Source organism: Vibrio mediterranei (assembly GCF_900088415.1).
GTDB lineage: Bacteria > Pseudomonadota > Gammaproteobacteria > Enterobacterales > Vibrionaceae > Vibrio > Vibrio mediterranei.
In genome coordinates this window covers 444,186-459,861 of the sequence record NZ_FLLQ01000002.1, presented here as the reverse complement: position 1 = coordinate 459,861, position 15,676 = coordinate 444,186, and the positions used below count along the sequence as shown (strand labels likewise).

The following is a 15,676-nucleotide window of genomic DNA, read 5'->3' as shown; positions in this document are numbered from 1 at the left end:
GAAAGGGTTATTTCTGCCACATATCACATTGTGTACGGAAAAAGTGGACAAGATTACATTAGTAACCACTTATAAATTGTGGTTAAGCTTGGATGGCTAACGTATCTTTACGGTAGGCGGTGGAAAGGTGGTTATATAAGTAATCTATATTTGGAGTATTAACAGACCCCTGAGCCAACTGTCGGCGCGTATGTCCTGACAGATTTTGATAGACTTCTTCACTGAGACCTATGGTATCTGTTGGTTGGTAGTTTAGAGGTTCAGGTGTGCTGTAATGCTGAAGTTTTGCGCTTGCCAGACCACCTCGGTGGAAATGATTAGCAATTGCTGCCGAGGTTTGATAGTCATCCAACTCTCCCTGAAGTTTCTGAGCAGTAGGAACATTGAAGCGTTGGCGCAATACTGTTTCGTCCGTTATAGCAGTATCGATATCCTCAATAAAGCTGGTTTCACGACAGTCATCACTAAACATAGATAGCATTAATGCGAAGTCAGCGCGTCTACCTTGTTCTACGGCACGGCAAAGCGACGTACCACATTGTAGTTCGTTGATTAAATTCGCTTTGTCTAAGCTATGAATTTGCATATATACCCCTCATGACTCTTTCTTTATCGGCATGAGAACAGGGGGCTTTAGCAATAATTGGCGGTTACCATAAAAAAAGACCTGCGAAAGCAGGCCTTTAGAGTAATCAGTTATCGATCCGATTATTTAGCTAGGTTTTCTTCTACGAATGCCCAGTTAACTAGAGCCCAGAAACCATTCATGTAGTCTGGACGAAGGTTACGGTAATCGATGTAGTAAGCGTGTTCCCACAGGTCTACAGTTAGTAGTGGAGTCACACCTTCTTCTGTTAGTGGAGTCGCTGCGTTTGAAGTGTTCACGATATCTAGAGAACCGTCAGCTTTCTTAACTAACCAAGTCCATGAAGAACCGAAGTTGTTGATTGCAGAATCAGTGAACTTAGCTTTGAACTCTTCGAACGAGCCGAATGCAGCGTTGATTGCATCAGCAACCGCACCTGTTGGTTCGCCGCCAGCGTTTGGCGCTAGACAGTGCCAGTAGAACGTGTGGTTCCAAATCTGAGCTGCGTTGTTGAAAACACCGCCAGTTGAAGTCTTAACGATCTCTTCTAGTGTTTTACCTTCAAACTCAGTACCTGGAATTAGGCCGTTTAGTTTAACAACGTAAGTGTTGTGGTGCTTACCGTGATGGTAGTCCAGAGTTTCTGCTGAGATATGTGGTTCTAGAGCATCTTTTGCGTAAGGAAGTGCTGGTAGTTCGAATGCCATTGCTCGCTTCTCCATTGATTATTAGCGGGTTTTTACCCTGATTGCTTCCAAGATATTTATTATTGAGTCGGGTGTTGACTGACTGCTTGCTATTTTAGCAAGTTTTTACTTTATTAAAAGAGTTCTCAAGAAAATTTATTGTTATGACTTATTAAAAACCAAACTCAGGTAGCTAAGATTAGAGTCGGTTGCATCACATCTTAGCTACAATAGTATAACCACATAATTATTGTGCTTTTTATTCTGTGGCGATTCGCTAGAATGTGACCATATCCGCAGTAAAAGCATTTCGAGGAAGCAATGGAAACTATCGATAAAATCAAACAGCAAATTGAAGAAAACGCAATTCTTCTTTACATGAAGGGTTCACCTAAATTGCCTAGCTGTGGCTTTTCTTCTCAAGCTGCTCAAGCACTAATGGGTTGTGGTGAAAAATTTGCCTACGTAGACATTCTACAAAACCCAGATATTCGCGCTGAACTGCCTAAGTACGCACAATGGCCAACGTTCCCACAACTATGGGTTGAAGGTGAGCTAATTGGTGGCTGTGACATCATTATGGAAATGTTCCAAAAGGGTGAACTACAACCTCTAATCAAAGAAGCGGCTGCACGTAACGCTGGTGAAGAAGAAGCGTAACGCGTTGTTTTCAATCATTTCTCTTTATTGAGTGATGAGAGAAATAAAAAAGGCTTGGTCAATGACCAAGCCTTTTTCGTATCTGATGTTGTTACAGAACCATGGCTGCAATCCAACCGAAAATAATCAGTGGGATGTTGTAGTGAATAAAGGTTGGAACAACAGTTTCCCAAATGTGTTCGTGTTGGCCGTCGGCATTCAATCCAGAGGTTGGACCTAGGGTTGAGTCAGAAGCTGGAGAGCCTGCATCACCAAGGGCCGCAGCGGTACCAACTAGAGCAATTGTTGCCATTGGTGAGAAGCCAAATGCCAGTGCCAGAGGCACATAGATAGTAGCGATAATTGGGATGGTTGAGAATGAAGAACCGATACCCATAGTAACTAGCAAACCGACGATAAGCATAAGCAATGCAGCTAGTGGCTTATTGTCGCCAATACTTGTTGATAGCGCTGCCACTAAAGATTCTACGCCGCCCGTTTGTTTCATTACTGCGGCAAATCCAGCAGCTGAAATCATGATGAAGCCAATCATTGCCATCATGTGAACACCCTTAGTGAACACATCTTGGGTTTCTTTCCAAGCGATAACACCACCAAACGTGAACACCATGAAACCTGCAAGTGCACCAATGATCATAGAACCAGACGTTAACTGAACAGCAAGCGCTGCGACGATACCAGCAATGGCTACAGCTATGTTTTTCTTATTAATATGTGTTGGCTCTTCATCGATTTGAGTCATCTCTGTTTCAGCATACTCACGAGGTTTTCTATAACTAAAGAAAATAGCAAATAGAAGGCCAGTGATCATACCGGCAGCAGGAAGAAGCATTGCCATTGGTACTTGTGCCGCTGTCACTGATTCCAAACCGTTGTCATGAAGGTTCTTTAGCAAAATGTTGTTTAGGAAAATGCCACCGAAACCAACAGGTAACACCATATAAGGAGTCACCAAACCAAAAGTTAACACACATGCTACCAGTCGACGGTCGAGCTTTAACTTAGCAAAAACGCCCAATAGAGGTGGAATTAAAATTGGGATAAAGGCGATGTGAACAGGAATAATGTTCTGCGAAGACATAGTCACGAGAATGAGCGCTGCAAGTACCGCATATTTTAGGCCAGTAGTTGAAGCAGAGCTTTCTTTGCCATGAATACGCTTAATAACACTTTGAGCTAACAGGTCAGTGATGCCAGATTTTGAAATTGCCACCGCAAAGGTACCAAGCATTGCGTAGCTTAGCGCGATGGTTGCACCACCACCTAAGCCACCTTCAAAGGCGCTCACAGCTTCAGTCAATGACATACCAGACACGACGCCACCAACAATGGCACTGAATGTTAACGCAACGACAACGTTAACTCGCATCAAGGCCAAAACCAGCATGATGCAAACGGAAATAACGACAGGATTCATATTAATCTCTAAAAGTTGTGTTTATTTATTCTTGGGCTTGTTCATCAACAATAGGCCAGCCACCAAGCGCTTTCCATTTGTTGACGATTCGACAAAATAACTCAGCCGTCTTTTGAGTGTCATAAAGGGCAGAGTGAGCCTCTCTATTGTCAAACTCCATACCTGCGGCTTTACAAGCTTTTGCCAATACCGTTTGACCATAAGCTAAACCACTTAGAGTGGCTGTATCGAAAGTGGCAAACGGGTGGAAGGGAACACGCTTAAGTTTAGCGCGCTCATTCGCTGCACTAACAAAACTATGATCAAAATTAGCATTGTGAGCCACCATGATAGCTCGGCTGCAATCATGTTGCTTTTGCTCTTTGCGAATGACTTTGTAGATTTCTTTAAGTGCTTCCTGTTCGGGCACAGCACCTCGAAGCGGACTAAATGGGTCGCGAATCCCTGTAAATTCCAGTGCTTCTTTCTCTAGGTTAGCGCCTTCAAATGGCTCTATGTGAAAGTGCAAGACGGAAGCTGGCTGCAAATTTCCTTGGTCGTCCATGGTTAAAGTGATTGCGCAAATCTCCAATAACGCATCGGTCTTAGCATTGAAACCTGCGGTCTCAACGTCAACGACGACGGGAAAATAGCCACGGAATCGCTTTTTTAGGGTGAGTGCTTCGTTTTCTACGGTCATTTCAGAGTTTTCTAGTGTGACGAAGGCAACATTATTGCAGATTATCCAACTATAAAAAACCAGACGAGCCATTTAATTTTCGCAGACAAAGTTTGAAAAATCATGCTTGGCTATGATTCATGACTATTTATCAAAACATTAAAGGGAACAAGTTGAACAAAGACGCAGAGGAAACGTATGTTGGTGAATTGAGCCGATAACATGGCGAGGTTTTTGCAGTAACTGATATGGAGATCCATCTAGCACGTAGAGCGGCAAAACTGTGCCGTCGCGTATATTGCAAAAGAGTTACTTAACTGTATGAAATTAAAAGCCTTACTAACACTATCACTGTTGCCTATTATGACTGCTACTGCGGCCAATGCGGCAATTGAGAAACGTTATGTGGCAACACCAACACAGTCACAATGGGAAATGGTCAGTAATTCTCCACTAGAATGCCGACTTGTTCATCCGATTCCTAATTTCGGTGACGCTGAGTTCATCGCGCGTGCAAGCAAGAAGATGAATCTGGATTTTGAATTAAAAATGCGCCGCTCTATGGGCGAAACTCGAAATGTGAGTTTGGTGTCTTTACCGCCTCCATGGAGACCGGGTGACAGTGCCGACAGAATTACTAACCTACAGTTCTTTAAGCAGTTTGATGGGTATGTCGGTGGACAGGCTGCTTGGAGTATATTGAGTGAGCTAGAAAAAGGACGCTATCCAACTTTCAGTTATCAAGATTGGCAAAGTAGAGATGAGCGAATCGAGGTCTCGTTGTCTTCGGTTTTATTCCAAGCCAAATACAATGTCTTTAGTGACTGTATCGCCAATCTATTACCTTACAGCTTCGAAGACATTTCATTCACGATTTTACATTATGACCGTAATAGTGAACAGCTGAATAAGACTTCCCAACATAGGCTTGAGCAAATCGCCGAGTACGTTCGATACAATCAAGATATCGATTTGGTTCTTGTCTCGACCTATACGGATTCTTCGGATTCCAAAGGTGAGAGCCAACAACTTTCTGATAAACGCGCATCGATTCTGCAAGACTATTTCCAGTCACTGGGACTACCTAAAGACCGTATTCAAGTTCAAGGCTATGGGAAACGTCGTCCTGTTGCAGACAATTCTTCCCCAATAGGTAAAGCGAAGAATCAGCGCGTGGTGATTTCTTTCGGGCGTACCGAAGTTTAGTTTTGATAGGAAAAAAACGCCAGCGAACTAAGCTGGCGTTTTACTAGAGGCATGGTGAAAGAGTAGAGGTTACCCCTCTAAACCTGCACTTGCTTGTTTGTTTTGAATAAGCTCAATCATGTAGCCATCAGGGTCTTTTACAAATGCAATTTGAGTGGTACCACCTTTCACAGGACCTGGCTCTCGAGTGACGTTACCGCCTGCTGCTTTAATCGCATCACAAGTACTGTAGATATCATCGACACCAATAGCGATATGACCGTAAGCGCTGCCTAGATCGTATTCAGTCACGCCCCAGTTGTAGGTTAACTCAATTACTGCGCCTTCTGACTCGTCACCAAACCCTAAAAACGCTAACGTGTATTTGTATTCAGTATTTTCGTTTTTACGTAGCAACTTCATTCCAATAACGTCGGTATAGAAAGAAATTGACTTGTCTAAATCACCCACGCGTAGCATGGTGTGAAGGATACGACCGTTAGACATAACATTGCTCCTTTGTTTTTAATTCTCTGGATAGACTTTTTCTTTAAACTCACAAAGATCTTCAATAATGCAGCTACCACATCTCGGTTTTCGAGCGACACATGTGTAACGTCCGTGAAGGATCAGCCAGTGGTGAACGTCTAGTTTAAACTCTTTCGGTACAACTTTTAGTAATTTGTGTTCTACATCATCCACCGTTTTGCCCATCGCAAATTTGGTTCGATTTGAGACACGATAAATGTGGGTGTCTACAGCAATGGTAGGCCAGCCAAACGCAGTGTTTAGCACTACATTAGCGGTCTTACGCCCAACACCGGGCAGAGCTTCTAATGCTTCGCGGTTTTCTGGGACTTCGCTATTGTGTTGGTCAACTATGATTTGGCAAGTCTTGATGACATTCTCTGCTTTAGAGTTAAACAAGCCGATAGTTTTAATGTACTCCTTTACGCCATCTACACCCAATTCGAGCATTGCTTCAGGTGTATTAGCGACGGGATAGAGCTTATCGGTCGCTTTATTGACGCTAACATCGGTTGCTTGAGCAGAGAGTAAAACGGCGATAAGTAGCTCAAATGGGGAGTTCCAGTTGAGCTCAGTCTCTGGCTTTGGGTTGTTTTCTCGAAGTCGTTCGAGGATTTCTTTTCTTTTTATATTGTTCATTGGCTGACTTAGCTCTTCCCAAAAAGTAGTGGGTTCTTCCGGTGATTAAAAGCCCAAGATTAGCAAAGTCTTGGGCTTGTTATAGATGGTGATTAGTTCGTTACACGAGCGCGTTCTATCTGCTGTTTTTCTTGTTTCGGTTGACGAAGCTCTATTTGCTTATCAATAACATTTTTCAGAGCGATGAGAAAGCCAACCCCGATAAATGCGCCTGGTGGTAGCAAGGCGAGTAAGAACTGGCTATCAAATTGGAATACTTCGATACGAAGTGCCGCCGCCCACGGCCCCAATAACAAATCAGCACCATCAAATAGAGTACCGTTGCCGATAAGTTCGCGCATGGCACCAAGAACGACCAGTACTGAAGTCATGCCTAGCCCCATCCACAAACCGTCAAGTGCCGCTGGTAGCACCGCATTTTTGGAGGCAAACGCTTCTGCTCGCCCAATAATAATGCAGTTGGTCACAATAAGAGGGATGAAAATACCGAGGGATAAATACAGTCCATAAGCGTACGCATTCATTAATAACTGAACGCAGGTAACTAGCGCGGCAATGATCATTACAAAGACAGGGATTCGAACTTCTTTGGGGACGTAGTCTCTGATAAGAGAAACGGTCACGTTGGAACCGACTAACACCGCTAAAGTCGCAAGGCCAAGACCCAACGCATTCGTCACTGTGGATGACACTGCAAGGAGAGGGCATAGGCCAAGAAGCTGAACTAGCGCGGGGTTATTATTCCATAGGCCATTTTTTAACAACTCTTTAGAAGTACTCACTCTTCACCTCCACAATTTAGTGGTTGGTTTAATATCTTATCGCGATGGGTGTTCACGTAGTTTACTGTATTCCTCACGGCCTTAACGACGGCACGTGGTGTAATTGTGGCGCCAGTGAAAGAATCAAATTGACCACCGTCTTTTCGCACGGCCCACTGTGACTGATTATCTTCTGTGACTTGCTTGCCTGTAAAGCCAAGCACCCAGTCAGTAATTCTTAGGTCGATTTTATCGCCTAGTCCAGGTGTTTCTTGGTGGGCCAGAACCCGAGTACCTAAGATCGTGCCTTCGATATCCATACCAACAATGATCTTAATTGCGCCATTGTAGCCATCAGGTGCTATTGACTCTATAGCCATGGCTTTGGGTTCATTATTAATGGTCGCGATATAGACCGGCTGTGGCTGTGTTGTTCCAAGAGCTGGATCACTCACCAAAGTACAAGATGCGTAAAGTTCATTATCATGCAGTTCATGCGGGATAACTTCATTAAGCGTCGCTTGAAGTTGTGCTCGCTCTTGGCGAACGATCTGATCTTTGGTTAGATACTGCGTAACAGCGACTACCCCTGTTGAAGCACAGGCAAAGATAGCCAAAGTTAAGCCATTTTTTCTAATTGCATTCAACATGGTGATTAATGTCCATATGTTCTTGGTTTAGTGTAATAGTCAATGAGGGGAACGCACATATTCGCTAGCAGAACAGCGAAGGCGACACCGTCAGGGAAGCCGCCCCAAGTACGGATCACGAAGACCATCACGCCGATAAATGCACCAAATATCAATCGGCCTTTTACTGTTGTTGAGGCTGATACTGGGTCAGTAGCAATAAAGAATGCCCCAAGCATTGTTGCACCAGATAACAGGTGTAATATTGGTGATGCCGTCGCGCCTGGTGTAAACAGCATGAATAGACCACTAATTACGGTTAACGAGGCAAGAATCGCAACAGGAATGTGCCACTGAATGATTCGTAGCTTAAGTAAGATAAGGCCACCCGCCAAATAAGCAAGGTTCACCCACTCCCAACCAATACCTGCTAGACCGCCAAATATAGGCTGTTGAACGACTTCCGCAATAGTGTTGCCATTTTTAATACCCGTTTTGAAAGCATCAAGTGGTGTCGCCATGGTAATACCATCAATACCAGTACGAATTTGCTGTAATGAATACCCGTCAGCATCAAAACCCGAGAAAATGAGCGAGAATGCATCGGTGAAAGTAACAGGCTCACTGGAGAGTGAATGAGGCGTAATCCAACTGGTCATTTCAACCGGGAAGGAAATCAGCAGAACAACATAGGCTACCATCGCTGGGTTGAACGGGTTTTGTCCTAGGCCGCCATATAAATGCTTAGCAATGATGATTGCAAATACTAAGCCGATGACTAATACCCACCAAGGAGAGAGTGGCGGTATAGCAATTGCCAATAACCAAGCCGTGACGAGCGCGCTATAGTCACGAAGAGCAGAGATTGGAGAGCGCTTACGAAACAGCATTACGATCGCTTCGAGTATCAAGCCGACTATGATCGCTAAACACAGTTGAATAGCGGTGCCCCAACCAAAAAAGTATGTTTGCGCTATCAGACCTGGCAACGCACAAAGCGCCACACCTTTCATTAGATCTGGAGTGCGTTTACGACTGTGCGCATGTGGAGAGCTAGCAATAAAGAAAGACACTAGTTGTTCTCCTTGTTATTTTGTTCTTTTTCAATTTTTCTCGCTTTTGCGCGTGCAATTGCGGCTGCAACTGCCGCTTTTTTCGGATCGTCTTCAGCAGGAACGTCGGAGTCTTGAATCTCTGGCTCGGTTTCGACAGCGGCTTGCTTACGCGCTTTAGCACGAGCAATAGCGGCAGCAACGGCAGCTTTTTTCGGATCGTCTTCAGCAGGCGCATCGGTGTCTTGAGTTTCCGGCTCGGTTTCGACAGAGGCTTGCTTACGCGCTTTAGCACGAGCAATAGCGGCAGCAACGGCAGCTTTTTTCGGATCGTCTTCAGCAGGAGCTTCGGAGTCTTGAATCTCTGGCTTGGTTTCGACAGCGGCTTGCTTACGCGCTTTAGCACGAGCAATAGCGGCAGCAACGGCAGCTTTTTTCGGATCGTCTTCAGCAGGCGCATCGGTGTTTTGAGTTTCTGGCTCGGTTTCGACAGCGGCTTGCTTACGCGCTTTAGCACGAGCAATAGCGGCAGCAACGGCAGCTTTTTTTGGATCTTCTTCAGCAGGCGCATCGGTGTCTTGAGTTTCCGACTCGGTTTCGACAGCGGCTTGCTTACGCGCTTTAGCACGAGCGATAGCGGCAGCGACGGCTGCTTTCTTCGGATCGTCTTCAGCAGGCGCATCGGTGTCTTGAGTTTCCGACTCGGTTTCGACAGCGGCTTGCTTACGCGCTTTAGCACGAGCGATAGCGGCAGCGACGGCTGCTTTCTTCGGATCTTCTTTAGCAGGTGCATCGGTATCTTGAGTTTCCGGCTCGGCTTCAGTTGCGGCTTGCTTCCTTGCTTTAGCACGTGCAATTGCAGCGGCAACAGCGTCTTTTTTCGACGTCTGAGACTCTTCACCTGATGATTCTTCAGCTTGTAACTGTTGAGCAGCTTTCTTCGCTTTTGCTCTTGCTAATGCAGCGGCAATAGCCGCTTTTTTAGGGTCTTGCTCAGTGTTGTCTAAGTTTTGTACATTATCCGCTTCAGCTGGCTTATTTGCTTTTCGCTCTCTAGCCAAGCGTTTACGCTCTTCTCGCAACTTGGCCATTTCGGAATTGTCTGGACCTGTTTGTCCTTGTTTAGCGGCTTCCGCTTGTTTAGCCTTGGCTCGAGCTATGGCTGCGGCAACTGCAGGCTTAACTTCATTCGTTGCAGAAGTGGACTTCTGTGCTTTTACGCGTTCAATCGCAGCAGCGATGGCATCATCGCCGCCAGATGATTTCATTTGTTTGCGGCGGTCGTCAGCGGCTTTCTTGAAGCGGTTTTCTCGATCAGCTTTATCACGCTCTAGACGTGCTTTCTTCTCTTCAAATCGAACTTTGGCTCGTTCTGCTGCCTCAGACTCTTGTTTTCGAGTACGAATTTCGGCTTTAGCTTGGCGATAGTAATGAACTAAAGGGATCTCACTTGGACAAACAAAAGCACACGCTCCACATTCGATACAATCTTTGAGGTTTAACTCTTCACACTTATCGTATTCTTGAGATTTCGCGTACCACTGTAACTGCTGAGGTAACAAGGACGCAGGACAAGCTTCTGCGCATTGACTACAACGAATGCATGACATTTCATGTGAACGAGGATCAATCTCTCGATAAGTCGGAGCTAGAATACAGTTCGCTGTTTTAGTAATTGGCACATTCGCATGAGGCAATGTGAAGCCCATCATAGGGCCGCCCATAATTAAGCGTGGAGATTTTTTATCGGCTTTGTAACCAAATTGATCCAATAAAGATTGCACAGGAGTGCCGATCAATGCCCAAACATTACGTGGTTGTTTAAAGGTTTTCCCTGTTAAAGTAACAACGCGCTCAATCAAAGGCTCACCATCGCAAACAGCACGTTTGATTGCGTAAGCCGAGCCAACATTTTGCACCATCAAACCAATATCAGCAGGAATACCGCCTACAGGGACTTCCAGGTTGGTAAGTATTTTAATGAGCTGCTTTTCGCCACCAGATGGATATTTAGTTGGAATGACTCGAATGACGATATCTTCATCTGTCGCTGCTTGCTCCAGAGCTTTAATGGCTTCAGGCTTATTGTCTTCAATACCAATGATTGTCAGCTTTGGTTTGAGAATGTGATTGAGGATCTTAATACCTTCAATGACTTCCTGCGTCTTATCTTGCATCAAGCGGTCATCAGCAGTGATATAGGGCTCACATTCGGCCGCGTTGAGAATTAGAATCTCAGTGCGTTGTAAGCCAGACTGGATTTTTCTTGCAGTTGGAAAACCTGCGCCGCCCATACCAGAAATACCCGCTAAGCGGATTCGCTCTATCAAGGACTCTGGTAGCTCATCAAGATAACTATCACATGGGTTGAGATCGAACCATTCGTCTTGTTGATCAGCTTCGATAACAATGCATAGGTCGCTCAAACCTGAAGGATGTGCAATAGTGCGCGGTTCAATGGCCTTTATCATTCCAGATGTTGGCGCGTGAATCGGCAGCATAAATGCTGCATTGACTTGGCTGAGAGGTTGTCCTTTCAAGACACGCTCACCCACAGTTACTAATATATCGCCTGATTTACCTATATGCTGTTTGAGTGGAATCACTAACTCATTTGGAATATTTGCCTTGGCGATAGAGCTTTGGTTGGATTGTTTCTTGTTTTCTTGTGGGTGTACGCCACCGGGGAAATCCCAAAGAGAACCAGATTTGATTTGTTCAATAAGTGATAACATGACGCTCCCTACTCACCGCTAGCTTGTGTTTGAGTTTCGGAAATATTGACAACAGGAATAGCATCTAGCTGCCATTTCCATGTATCAGCGGTTGTTTTTACAGGAATCATTTCAATACAGTCAGTAGGGCATGGGGCAACGCATAGGTCACAGCCAGTACATTCGTCTTTGATAACAGTGTGTAGTGCTTTTGTTCCGCCAACGATAGCGTCTACTGGGCAGGCTTGGATGCATTTCGTACAACCAATACACATATCTTCATGGATAAAAGCCACTTTCTTTATCGACTTTTCTGCGTCATGAGCCGAGTCTTCGACTTCAACACCCATTAAGTCAGCAAGCTTCTCAATAGTTGCTTGGCCACCGGGAGGACACTTGTTAATAGCGTCTCCGTTTGCGATAGCTTCCGCATAAGGGCGGCAGCCAGGGTAGCCACATTGTCCACATTGTGTTTGAGGCAGAATACCGTCAATTTGGTCGACAATTGGGTCAGCTTCCACTTTAAACTTAATCGAAGCAAAACCGAGAACGGCCCCAAAAACGGCCGCTAAGATAACAAGAGCAATAATTGCGATAAGAATTGTCGTCATTACAGTTTCACCAACCCAGTGAAGCCCATAAATGCTAGAGACATTAGCCCCGCTGTGATCATGGCAATTGAAGCTCCTTTAAAGGGAGCTGGCACATCAGCAGCGGCAATACGTTCACGCATTGAAGCAAACAAGATAAGAACTAAAGAGAAACCCACCGCCGCTCCGAAGCCATAGATAATGGATTCGATAAAGTTGTGGTTTTCGTTGATGTTAAGTAACGCCACGCCCAAAACTGCACAGTTAGTGGTGATCAAGGGTAGGAAAATACCTAGCAAACGATAAAGCGTTGGGCTGGTTTTATGAACCACCATCTCAGTGAACTGTACGACAACGGCGATAACCAAGATAAAACTCATGGTTCGCAAATATTGAATGCCTAGAGGCACTAATACGTAAGTTTCCACTAAGTACGCGCACACGGATGCAAGTGTCAGCACGAATGTCGTGGCCAACCCCATGCCAATTGCGGTCTCGAGTTTTTTTGAAACACCCATGAAAGGGCACAACCCAAGGAATTTTACCAGTACGAAATTGTTGACGAGGACAGTTCCCACCAACAATAAGAAATATTCGGTCATAATAATAAGTGTAAAGAGCTCCGATCCCGTTATTATCCTGCTTTGCGTAGCGAATAACAACCAGTGAAACATAAGGTTTTGTCTGTTTGTACGAAAAGTATAGGTATTAAGCCTAAAATCAGGAAAGGGAAGTTTTGGGTTTCTGAAACGCAAAAAGCCGCATATTAGGACATGGCTCTTTTGGAGTTAAGCGCCTCTGCGGAACTCGGACGCGGGCGGCGAGCTATGCGACATAAAGCTCGGTACGAGTTTCGTCGCATTGAAACGTAAAAAGCCGCGTCTTTCGACACGGCTTTTTGGAATTTGGCTCCCCCTGCGGGACTCGAACCTGCGACATACGGATTAACAGTCCGCCGTTCTACCAACTGAACTAAGGGGGAATTGCTTTAAGCGGGGCGAATATTAGCTATCCCACCTGTTAGAGTCAATATTTTTCTGAGAAAAAAAGCAGAAAAAAATCCGAAGAAAAAACTTTACTTTTCTGTATGCCTTGCTGGGTATAAGGCTATTTTACTTATCCACCAAATTTGTGGATAAATGTGTTAATTACACTGTATCAAATTAGAAGTAGGTGAAATGCTAGAACAAGAGGTTGTGAATAAGTTTTAAGCTTTGATGGTAAATTGTTGAATTTTCTGGAGTTAAACGGAAAGGTAAAATTAATGTCAGAATTGAGAATTGTGTGAATAAGACACTTTTATCGATTGATTGGGGAAAAGTCGTGGATTAATTAACAATAATTATTAGGCTGTGACGCCGAGCAGGGCGAATACAATATCAAAAAGTCTGCCCGATAGCGAGCTTTAGGTTGCAAATTCTGTCGGCTAGGGGTGAAATACTAGGTTCGTTAACAAAGGAATCGCATTATGGCAAAACACTTCGAATTGGTTTCGGATTATCAACCTTCTGGAGATCAACCTACCGCCATCGCGCAGCTAGTCGATGGGCTGGATTCTGGTTTAGCACACCAAACATTGCTCGGCGTGACCGGGTCAGGTAAGACGTTCACGCTTGCCAATGTGATTGCGCAATCTCAGCGACCAGCGATTCTGTTAGCACCAAACAAAACTCTTGCGGCTCAGCTGTATGGTGAAATGAAAGGCTTCTTTCCAAATAATGCGGTTGAGTATTTTGTCTCTTATTATGACTACTACCAGCCTGAAGCTTATGTACCTACCACCGATACCTTCATTGAGAAAGATGCGTCAGTCAATGCACATATTGAGCAAATGCGTTTATCTGCGACTAAGGCATTACTAGAGAGAAAGGATGCCATCATTGTGGCTTCAGTATCAGCGATTTATGGTTTGGGTGACCCAGACTCTTACCTGAAGATGATGTTGCATGTTACTCGAGGTGCGGTTATTGACCAGCGAGATATTCTATTGCGTCTGGCCGAACTGCAATATTCTCGAAATGATGTGGCCTTTGAGCGTGGTCAGTTCCGAGTTAGAGGGGAGGTCATTGATATCTTCCCAGCGGAATCCGATCAAGAAGCGGTTCGATTGGAAATGTTTGACGATGAAATCGACTGCATCAGTCTCTTTGATCCTCTTACCGGAGTGATTACTGAGCGAGATATTGCTCGCTATACGATTTACCCAAAAACTCACTATGTGACGCCTAGAGCTCGTATTTTAGATGCTATTGAGAATATCAAAGTAGAGTTAGCAGCTAGACAGACGTATTTAAAAGATAATAACAAGCTACTTGAAGAACAGCGTATTTCGCAACGGACTCAATTTGATATTGAGATGATGAACGAACTTGGCTTCTGTTCTGGTATCGAAAACTACTCACGTTATCTCAGCGGAAGAAGTGAGGGAGAGCCGCCACCGACACTGTTTGACTATCTCCCTGCTGACGGTTTATTGATTATCGATGAATCTCACGTCACCGTGCCTCAAATTGGAGCCATGTACAAAGGGGACCGTTCAAGAAAAGAGACGCTGGTGGAGTATGGATTCCGATTACCTTCAGCGTTAGACAATCGCCCCCTCAAGTTTGATGAATTTGAGATGATTGCACCACAGACTATTTTTGTTTCGGCAACACCTAGTACTTATGAGCTGGAAAAATCGGATGGCGATGTCGCTGACCAAGTTGTTCGTCCGACTGGTTTGCTTGACCCAGAAATTGAAGTACGTCCTGTAGCAACTCAGGTTGATGATCTGCTATCTGAAGTACGCGCTCGAGCCGCGATAGATGAGCGTGTGTTAGTAACTACACTAACCAAACGTATGGCCGAGGACCTTACTGAGTATTTGAGTGAACATGGCGTCAAAGTACGTTACTTGCACTCAGATATTGATACCGTGGAGCGGACTGAAATCATACGCGACTTACGATTGGGTGAATTTGACGTGTTAGTAGGTATTAACTTACTACGAGAAGGTCTGGATATGCCTGAGGTGTCATTGGTAGCTATACTTGACGCTGACAAAGAAGGTTTCTTGCGCTCTGAGCGCTCCCTGATTCAGACCATAGGTCGAGCTGCACGTAACCTAAAAGGTAAGGCGATTCTTTACGGTGACCGCATTACCAATTCCATGCAAAAAGCCATCAATGAAACCAACCGCCGTCGTGAAAAGCAGCATGCTTATAACGTTGAAAACGGTATGGTCCCGATGGCCTTGAAACGTAATATCAAAGATATTATGGAGATTGGCAGCGTGGCCAAGGGTGGTAAGCCCAAGAAAGGAAAACAAGTACCGTTATCGAAAGTGGCTGAGCCTTCTCAAGCGTATGTGGCACTATCACCTCAAGATCTAGAAAAACAAATTCTAAAATTAGAAGCAGAGATGTACCAGCATGCTCAGAACCTAGAATTTGAACTAGCCGCAGAAAAACGTGATGAAATAGAAAAACTTAGACAGCATTTTATTGCTAATAGTTAAAAGTTTTGGTTGAGTTTGATAGGCTGTTTCAAATATAAACAGCAAAATAAAAATGGTCTTTATTGGATAAAA

15 protein-coding genes and 1 tRNA gene are annotated in these 15,676 nt (G+C 44.7%); 3 read left to right on the top strand and 13 right to left on the bottom strand.

Translation table 11 applies throughout. The features are described 5' to 3' along the window. Positions 1-82 precede the first annotated feature (82 nt). A complete protein-coding gene (locus tag VME0621_RS08195) occupies positions 83-586 on the bottom strand; it encodes a VC2046/SO_2500 family protein (protein ID WP_062457758.1) in 504 nt (167 codons plus the stop codon). A 122-nt stretch (positions 587-708) separates the two neighbouring features. Continuing rightward, on the bottom strand, positions 709-1,293 hold the full coding sequence (sodB, locus tag VME0621_RS08190; RefSeq protein ID WP_031493433.1) for a superoxide dismutase [Fe]: 585 nt from the start codon (positions 1,291-1,293) through the stop codon (positions 709-711). Between the two features lie 300 nt (positions 1,294-1,593). Here sodB and VME0621_RS08185 point away from each other — a divergent pair, with 300 nt between their 5' ends. Continuing rightward, positions 1,594-1,932: a Grx4 family monothiol glutaredoxin gene (locus VME0621_RS08185; RefSeq protein ID WP_031493434.1), complete on the top strand. Its 339-nt coding sequence runs from the start codon at positions 1,594-1,596 to the stop codon at positions 1,930-1,932. A 91-nt stretch (positions 1,933-2,023) separates the two neighbouring features. Here VME0621_RS08185 and VME0621_RS08180 read toward each other — a convergent pair whose 3' ends face one another. Together VME0621_RS08180 and rnt are read right to left on the bottom strand one after the other, a co-directional pair. Beyond that, the gene (locus VME0621_RS08180) at positions 2,024-3,349 is read right to left on the bottom strand and encodes a Na+/H+ antiporter family protein (protein WP_038229495.1); all 1,326 of its coding nucleotides are present in this window, start codon (positions 3,347-3,349) and stop codon (positions 2,024-2,026) included. Between the two features lie 25 nt (positions 3,350-3,374). After that, positions 3,375-4,028, bottom strand: coding sequence for a ribonuclease T (rnt, locus tag VME0621_RS08175; RefSeq protein ID WP_062458260.1), 654 nt, complete (start codon positions 4,026-4,028; stop codon positions 3,375-3,377). A gap of 342 nt (positions 4,029-4,370) precedes the next feature. Here rnt and motY point away from each other — a divergent pair, with 342 nt between their 5' ends. After that, positions 4,371-5,213 (top strand): flagellar protein MotY, encoded by an 843-nt coding sequence (gene motY, locus VME0621_RS08170; RefSeq protein ID WP_370736765.1) that lies wholly within the window; start codon positions 4,371-4,373, stop codon positions 5,211-5,213. 69 nt (positions 5,214-5,282) lie between these two features. Here motY and gloA read toward each other — a convergent pair whose 3' ends face one another. The 9 genes from gloA to VME0621_RS08125 form a co-directional block, all read right to left on the bottom strand. After that, positions 5,283-5,699 (bottom strand): lactoylglutathione lyase, encoded by a 417-nt coding sequence (gene gloA / locus VME0621_RS08165; RefSeq protein WP_038229500.1) that lies wholly within the window; start codon positions 5,697-5,699, stop codon positions 5,283-5,285. 18 nt (positions 5,700-5,717) lie between these two features. Continuing rightward, a complete protein-coding gene (nth, locus tag VME0621_RS08160; protein WP_062457755.1) occupies positions 5,718-6,359 on the bottom strand; it encodes an endonuclease III in 642 nt (213 codons plus the stop codon). A 92-nt stretch (positions 6,360-6,451) separates the two neighbouring features. Beyond that, positions 6,452-7,141, bottom strand: coding sequence for an electron transport complex subunit E (locus VME0621_RS08155; protein ID WP_006072938.1), 690 nt, complete (start codon positions 7,139-7,141; stop codon positions 6,452-6,454). Continuing rightward, complete coding sequence (rsxG, locus tag VME0621_RS08150) at positions 7,138-7,770, bottom strand: electron transport complex subunit RsxG (RefSeq protein WP_062457752.1); 633 nt, start codon at positions 7,768-7,770, stop codon at positions 7,138-7,140. Before rsxG ends, VME0621_RS08155 begins: the two co-directional genes overlap by 4 nt. Positions 7,771-7,775: 5 nt before the next feature. Continuing rightward, positions 7,776-8,822, bottom strand: a complete 1,047-nt coding sequence (gene rsxD, locus VME0621_RS08145; protein WP_062457749.1) for an electron transport complex subunit RsxD — start codon at positions 8,820-8,822, stop codon at positions 7,776-7,778. Then, entirely contained in the window at positions 8,822-11,536 is a 2,715-nt protein-coding gene (rsxC, locus tag VME0621_RS08140) for an electron transport complex subunit RsxC (RefSeq protein WP_065311674.1), read from the bottom strand. Before rsxC ends, rsxD begins: the two co-directional genes overlap by 1 nt. Positions 11,537-11,544: 8 nt before the next feature. Next, a complete protein-coding gene (gene rsxB, locus VME0621_RS08135; protein ID WP_006072942.1) occupies positions 11,545-12,126 on the bottom strand; it encodes an electron transport complex subunit RsxB in 582 nt (193 codons plus the stop codon). After that, positions 12,126-12,707, bottom strand: a complete 582-nt coding sequence (gene rsxA / locus VME0621_RS08130; protein ID WP_006072943.1) for an electron transport complex subunit RsxA — start codon at positions 12,705-12,707, stop codon at positions 12,126-12,128. Before rsxA ends, rsxB begins: the two co-directional genes overlap by 1 nt. Positions 12,708-13,011: 304 nt before the next feature. Then, positions 13,012-13,087, bottom strand: a tRNA-Asn gene (locus tag VME0621_RS08125). Positions 13,088-13,573: 486 nt separating this feature from the next. Between VME0621_RS08125 and uvrB the strand changes: the two genes are divergently transcribed. After that, positions 13,574-15,604: an excinuclease ABC subunit UvrB gene (gene uvrB / locus VME0621_RS08120; RefSeq protein ID WP_062462805.1), complete on the top strand. Its 2,031-nt coding sequence runs from the start codon at positions 13,574-13,576 to the stop codon at positions 15,602-15,604. The last annotated feature ends 72 nt before the right edge of the window (positions 15,605-15,676 follow it).

Coding starts and splice junctions, on each gene's coding strand:
- VME0621_RS08195 (WP_062457758.1), bottom strand. CDS start 586: ATGCAAATTCATAGCTTAGACAAAGCGAATTTAATCAACGAACTACAA.
- sodB (WP_031493433.1), bottom strand. CDS start 1,293: ATGGCATTCGAACTACCAGCACTTCCTTACGCAAAAGATGCTCTAGAA.
- VME0621_RS08185 (WP_031493434.1), top strand. CDS start 1,594: ATGGAAACTATCGATAAAATCAAACAGCAAATTGAAGAAAACGCAATT.
- VME0621_RS08180 (WP_038229495.1), bottom strand. CDS start 3,349: ATGAATCCTGTCGTTATTTCCGTTTGCATCATGCTGGTTTTGGCCTTG.
- rnt (WP_062458260.1), bottom strand. CDS start 4,028: ATGACCGTAGAAAACGAAGCACTCACCCTAAAAAAGCGATTCCGTGGC.
- motY (WP_370736765.1), top strand. CDS start 4,371: ATGACTGCTACTGCGGCCAATGCGGCAATTGAGAAACGTTATGTGGCA.
- gloA (WP_038229500.1), bottom strand. CDS start 5,699: ATGTCTAACGGTCGTATCCTTCACACCATGCTACGCGTGGGTGATTTA.
- nth (WP_062457755.1), bottom strand. CDS start 6,359: ATGAACAATATAAAAAGAAAAGAAATCCTCGAACGACTTCGAGAAAAC.
- rsxG (WP_062457752.1), bottom strand. CDS start 7,770: ATGTTGAATGCAATTAGAAAAAATGGCTTAACTTTGGCTATCTTTGCC.
- rsxC (WP_065311674.1), bottom strand. CDS start 11,536: ATGTTATCACTTATTGAACAAATCAAATCTGGTTCTCTTTGGGATTTC.
- rsxB (WP_006072942.1), bottom strand. CDS start 12,126: ATGACGACAATTCTTATCGCAATTATTGCTCTTGTTATCTTAGCGGCC.
- rsxA (WP_006072943.1), bottom strand. CDS start 12,707: ATGACCGAATATTTCTTATTGTTGGTGGGAACTGTCCTCGTCAACAAT.
- uvrB (WP_062462805.1), top strand. CDS start 13,574: ATGGCAAAACACTTCGAATTGGTTTCGGATTATCAACCTTCTGGAGAT.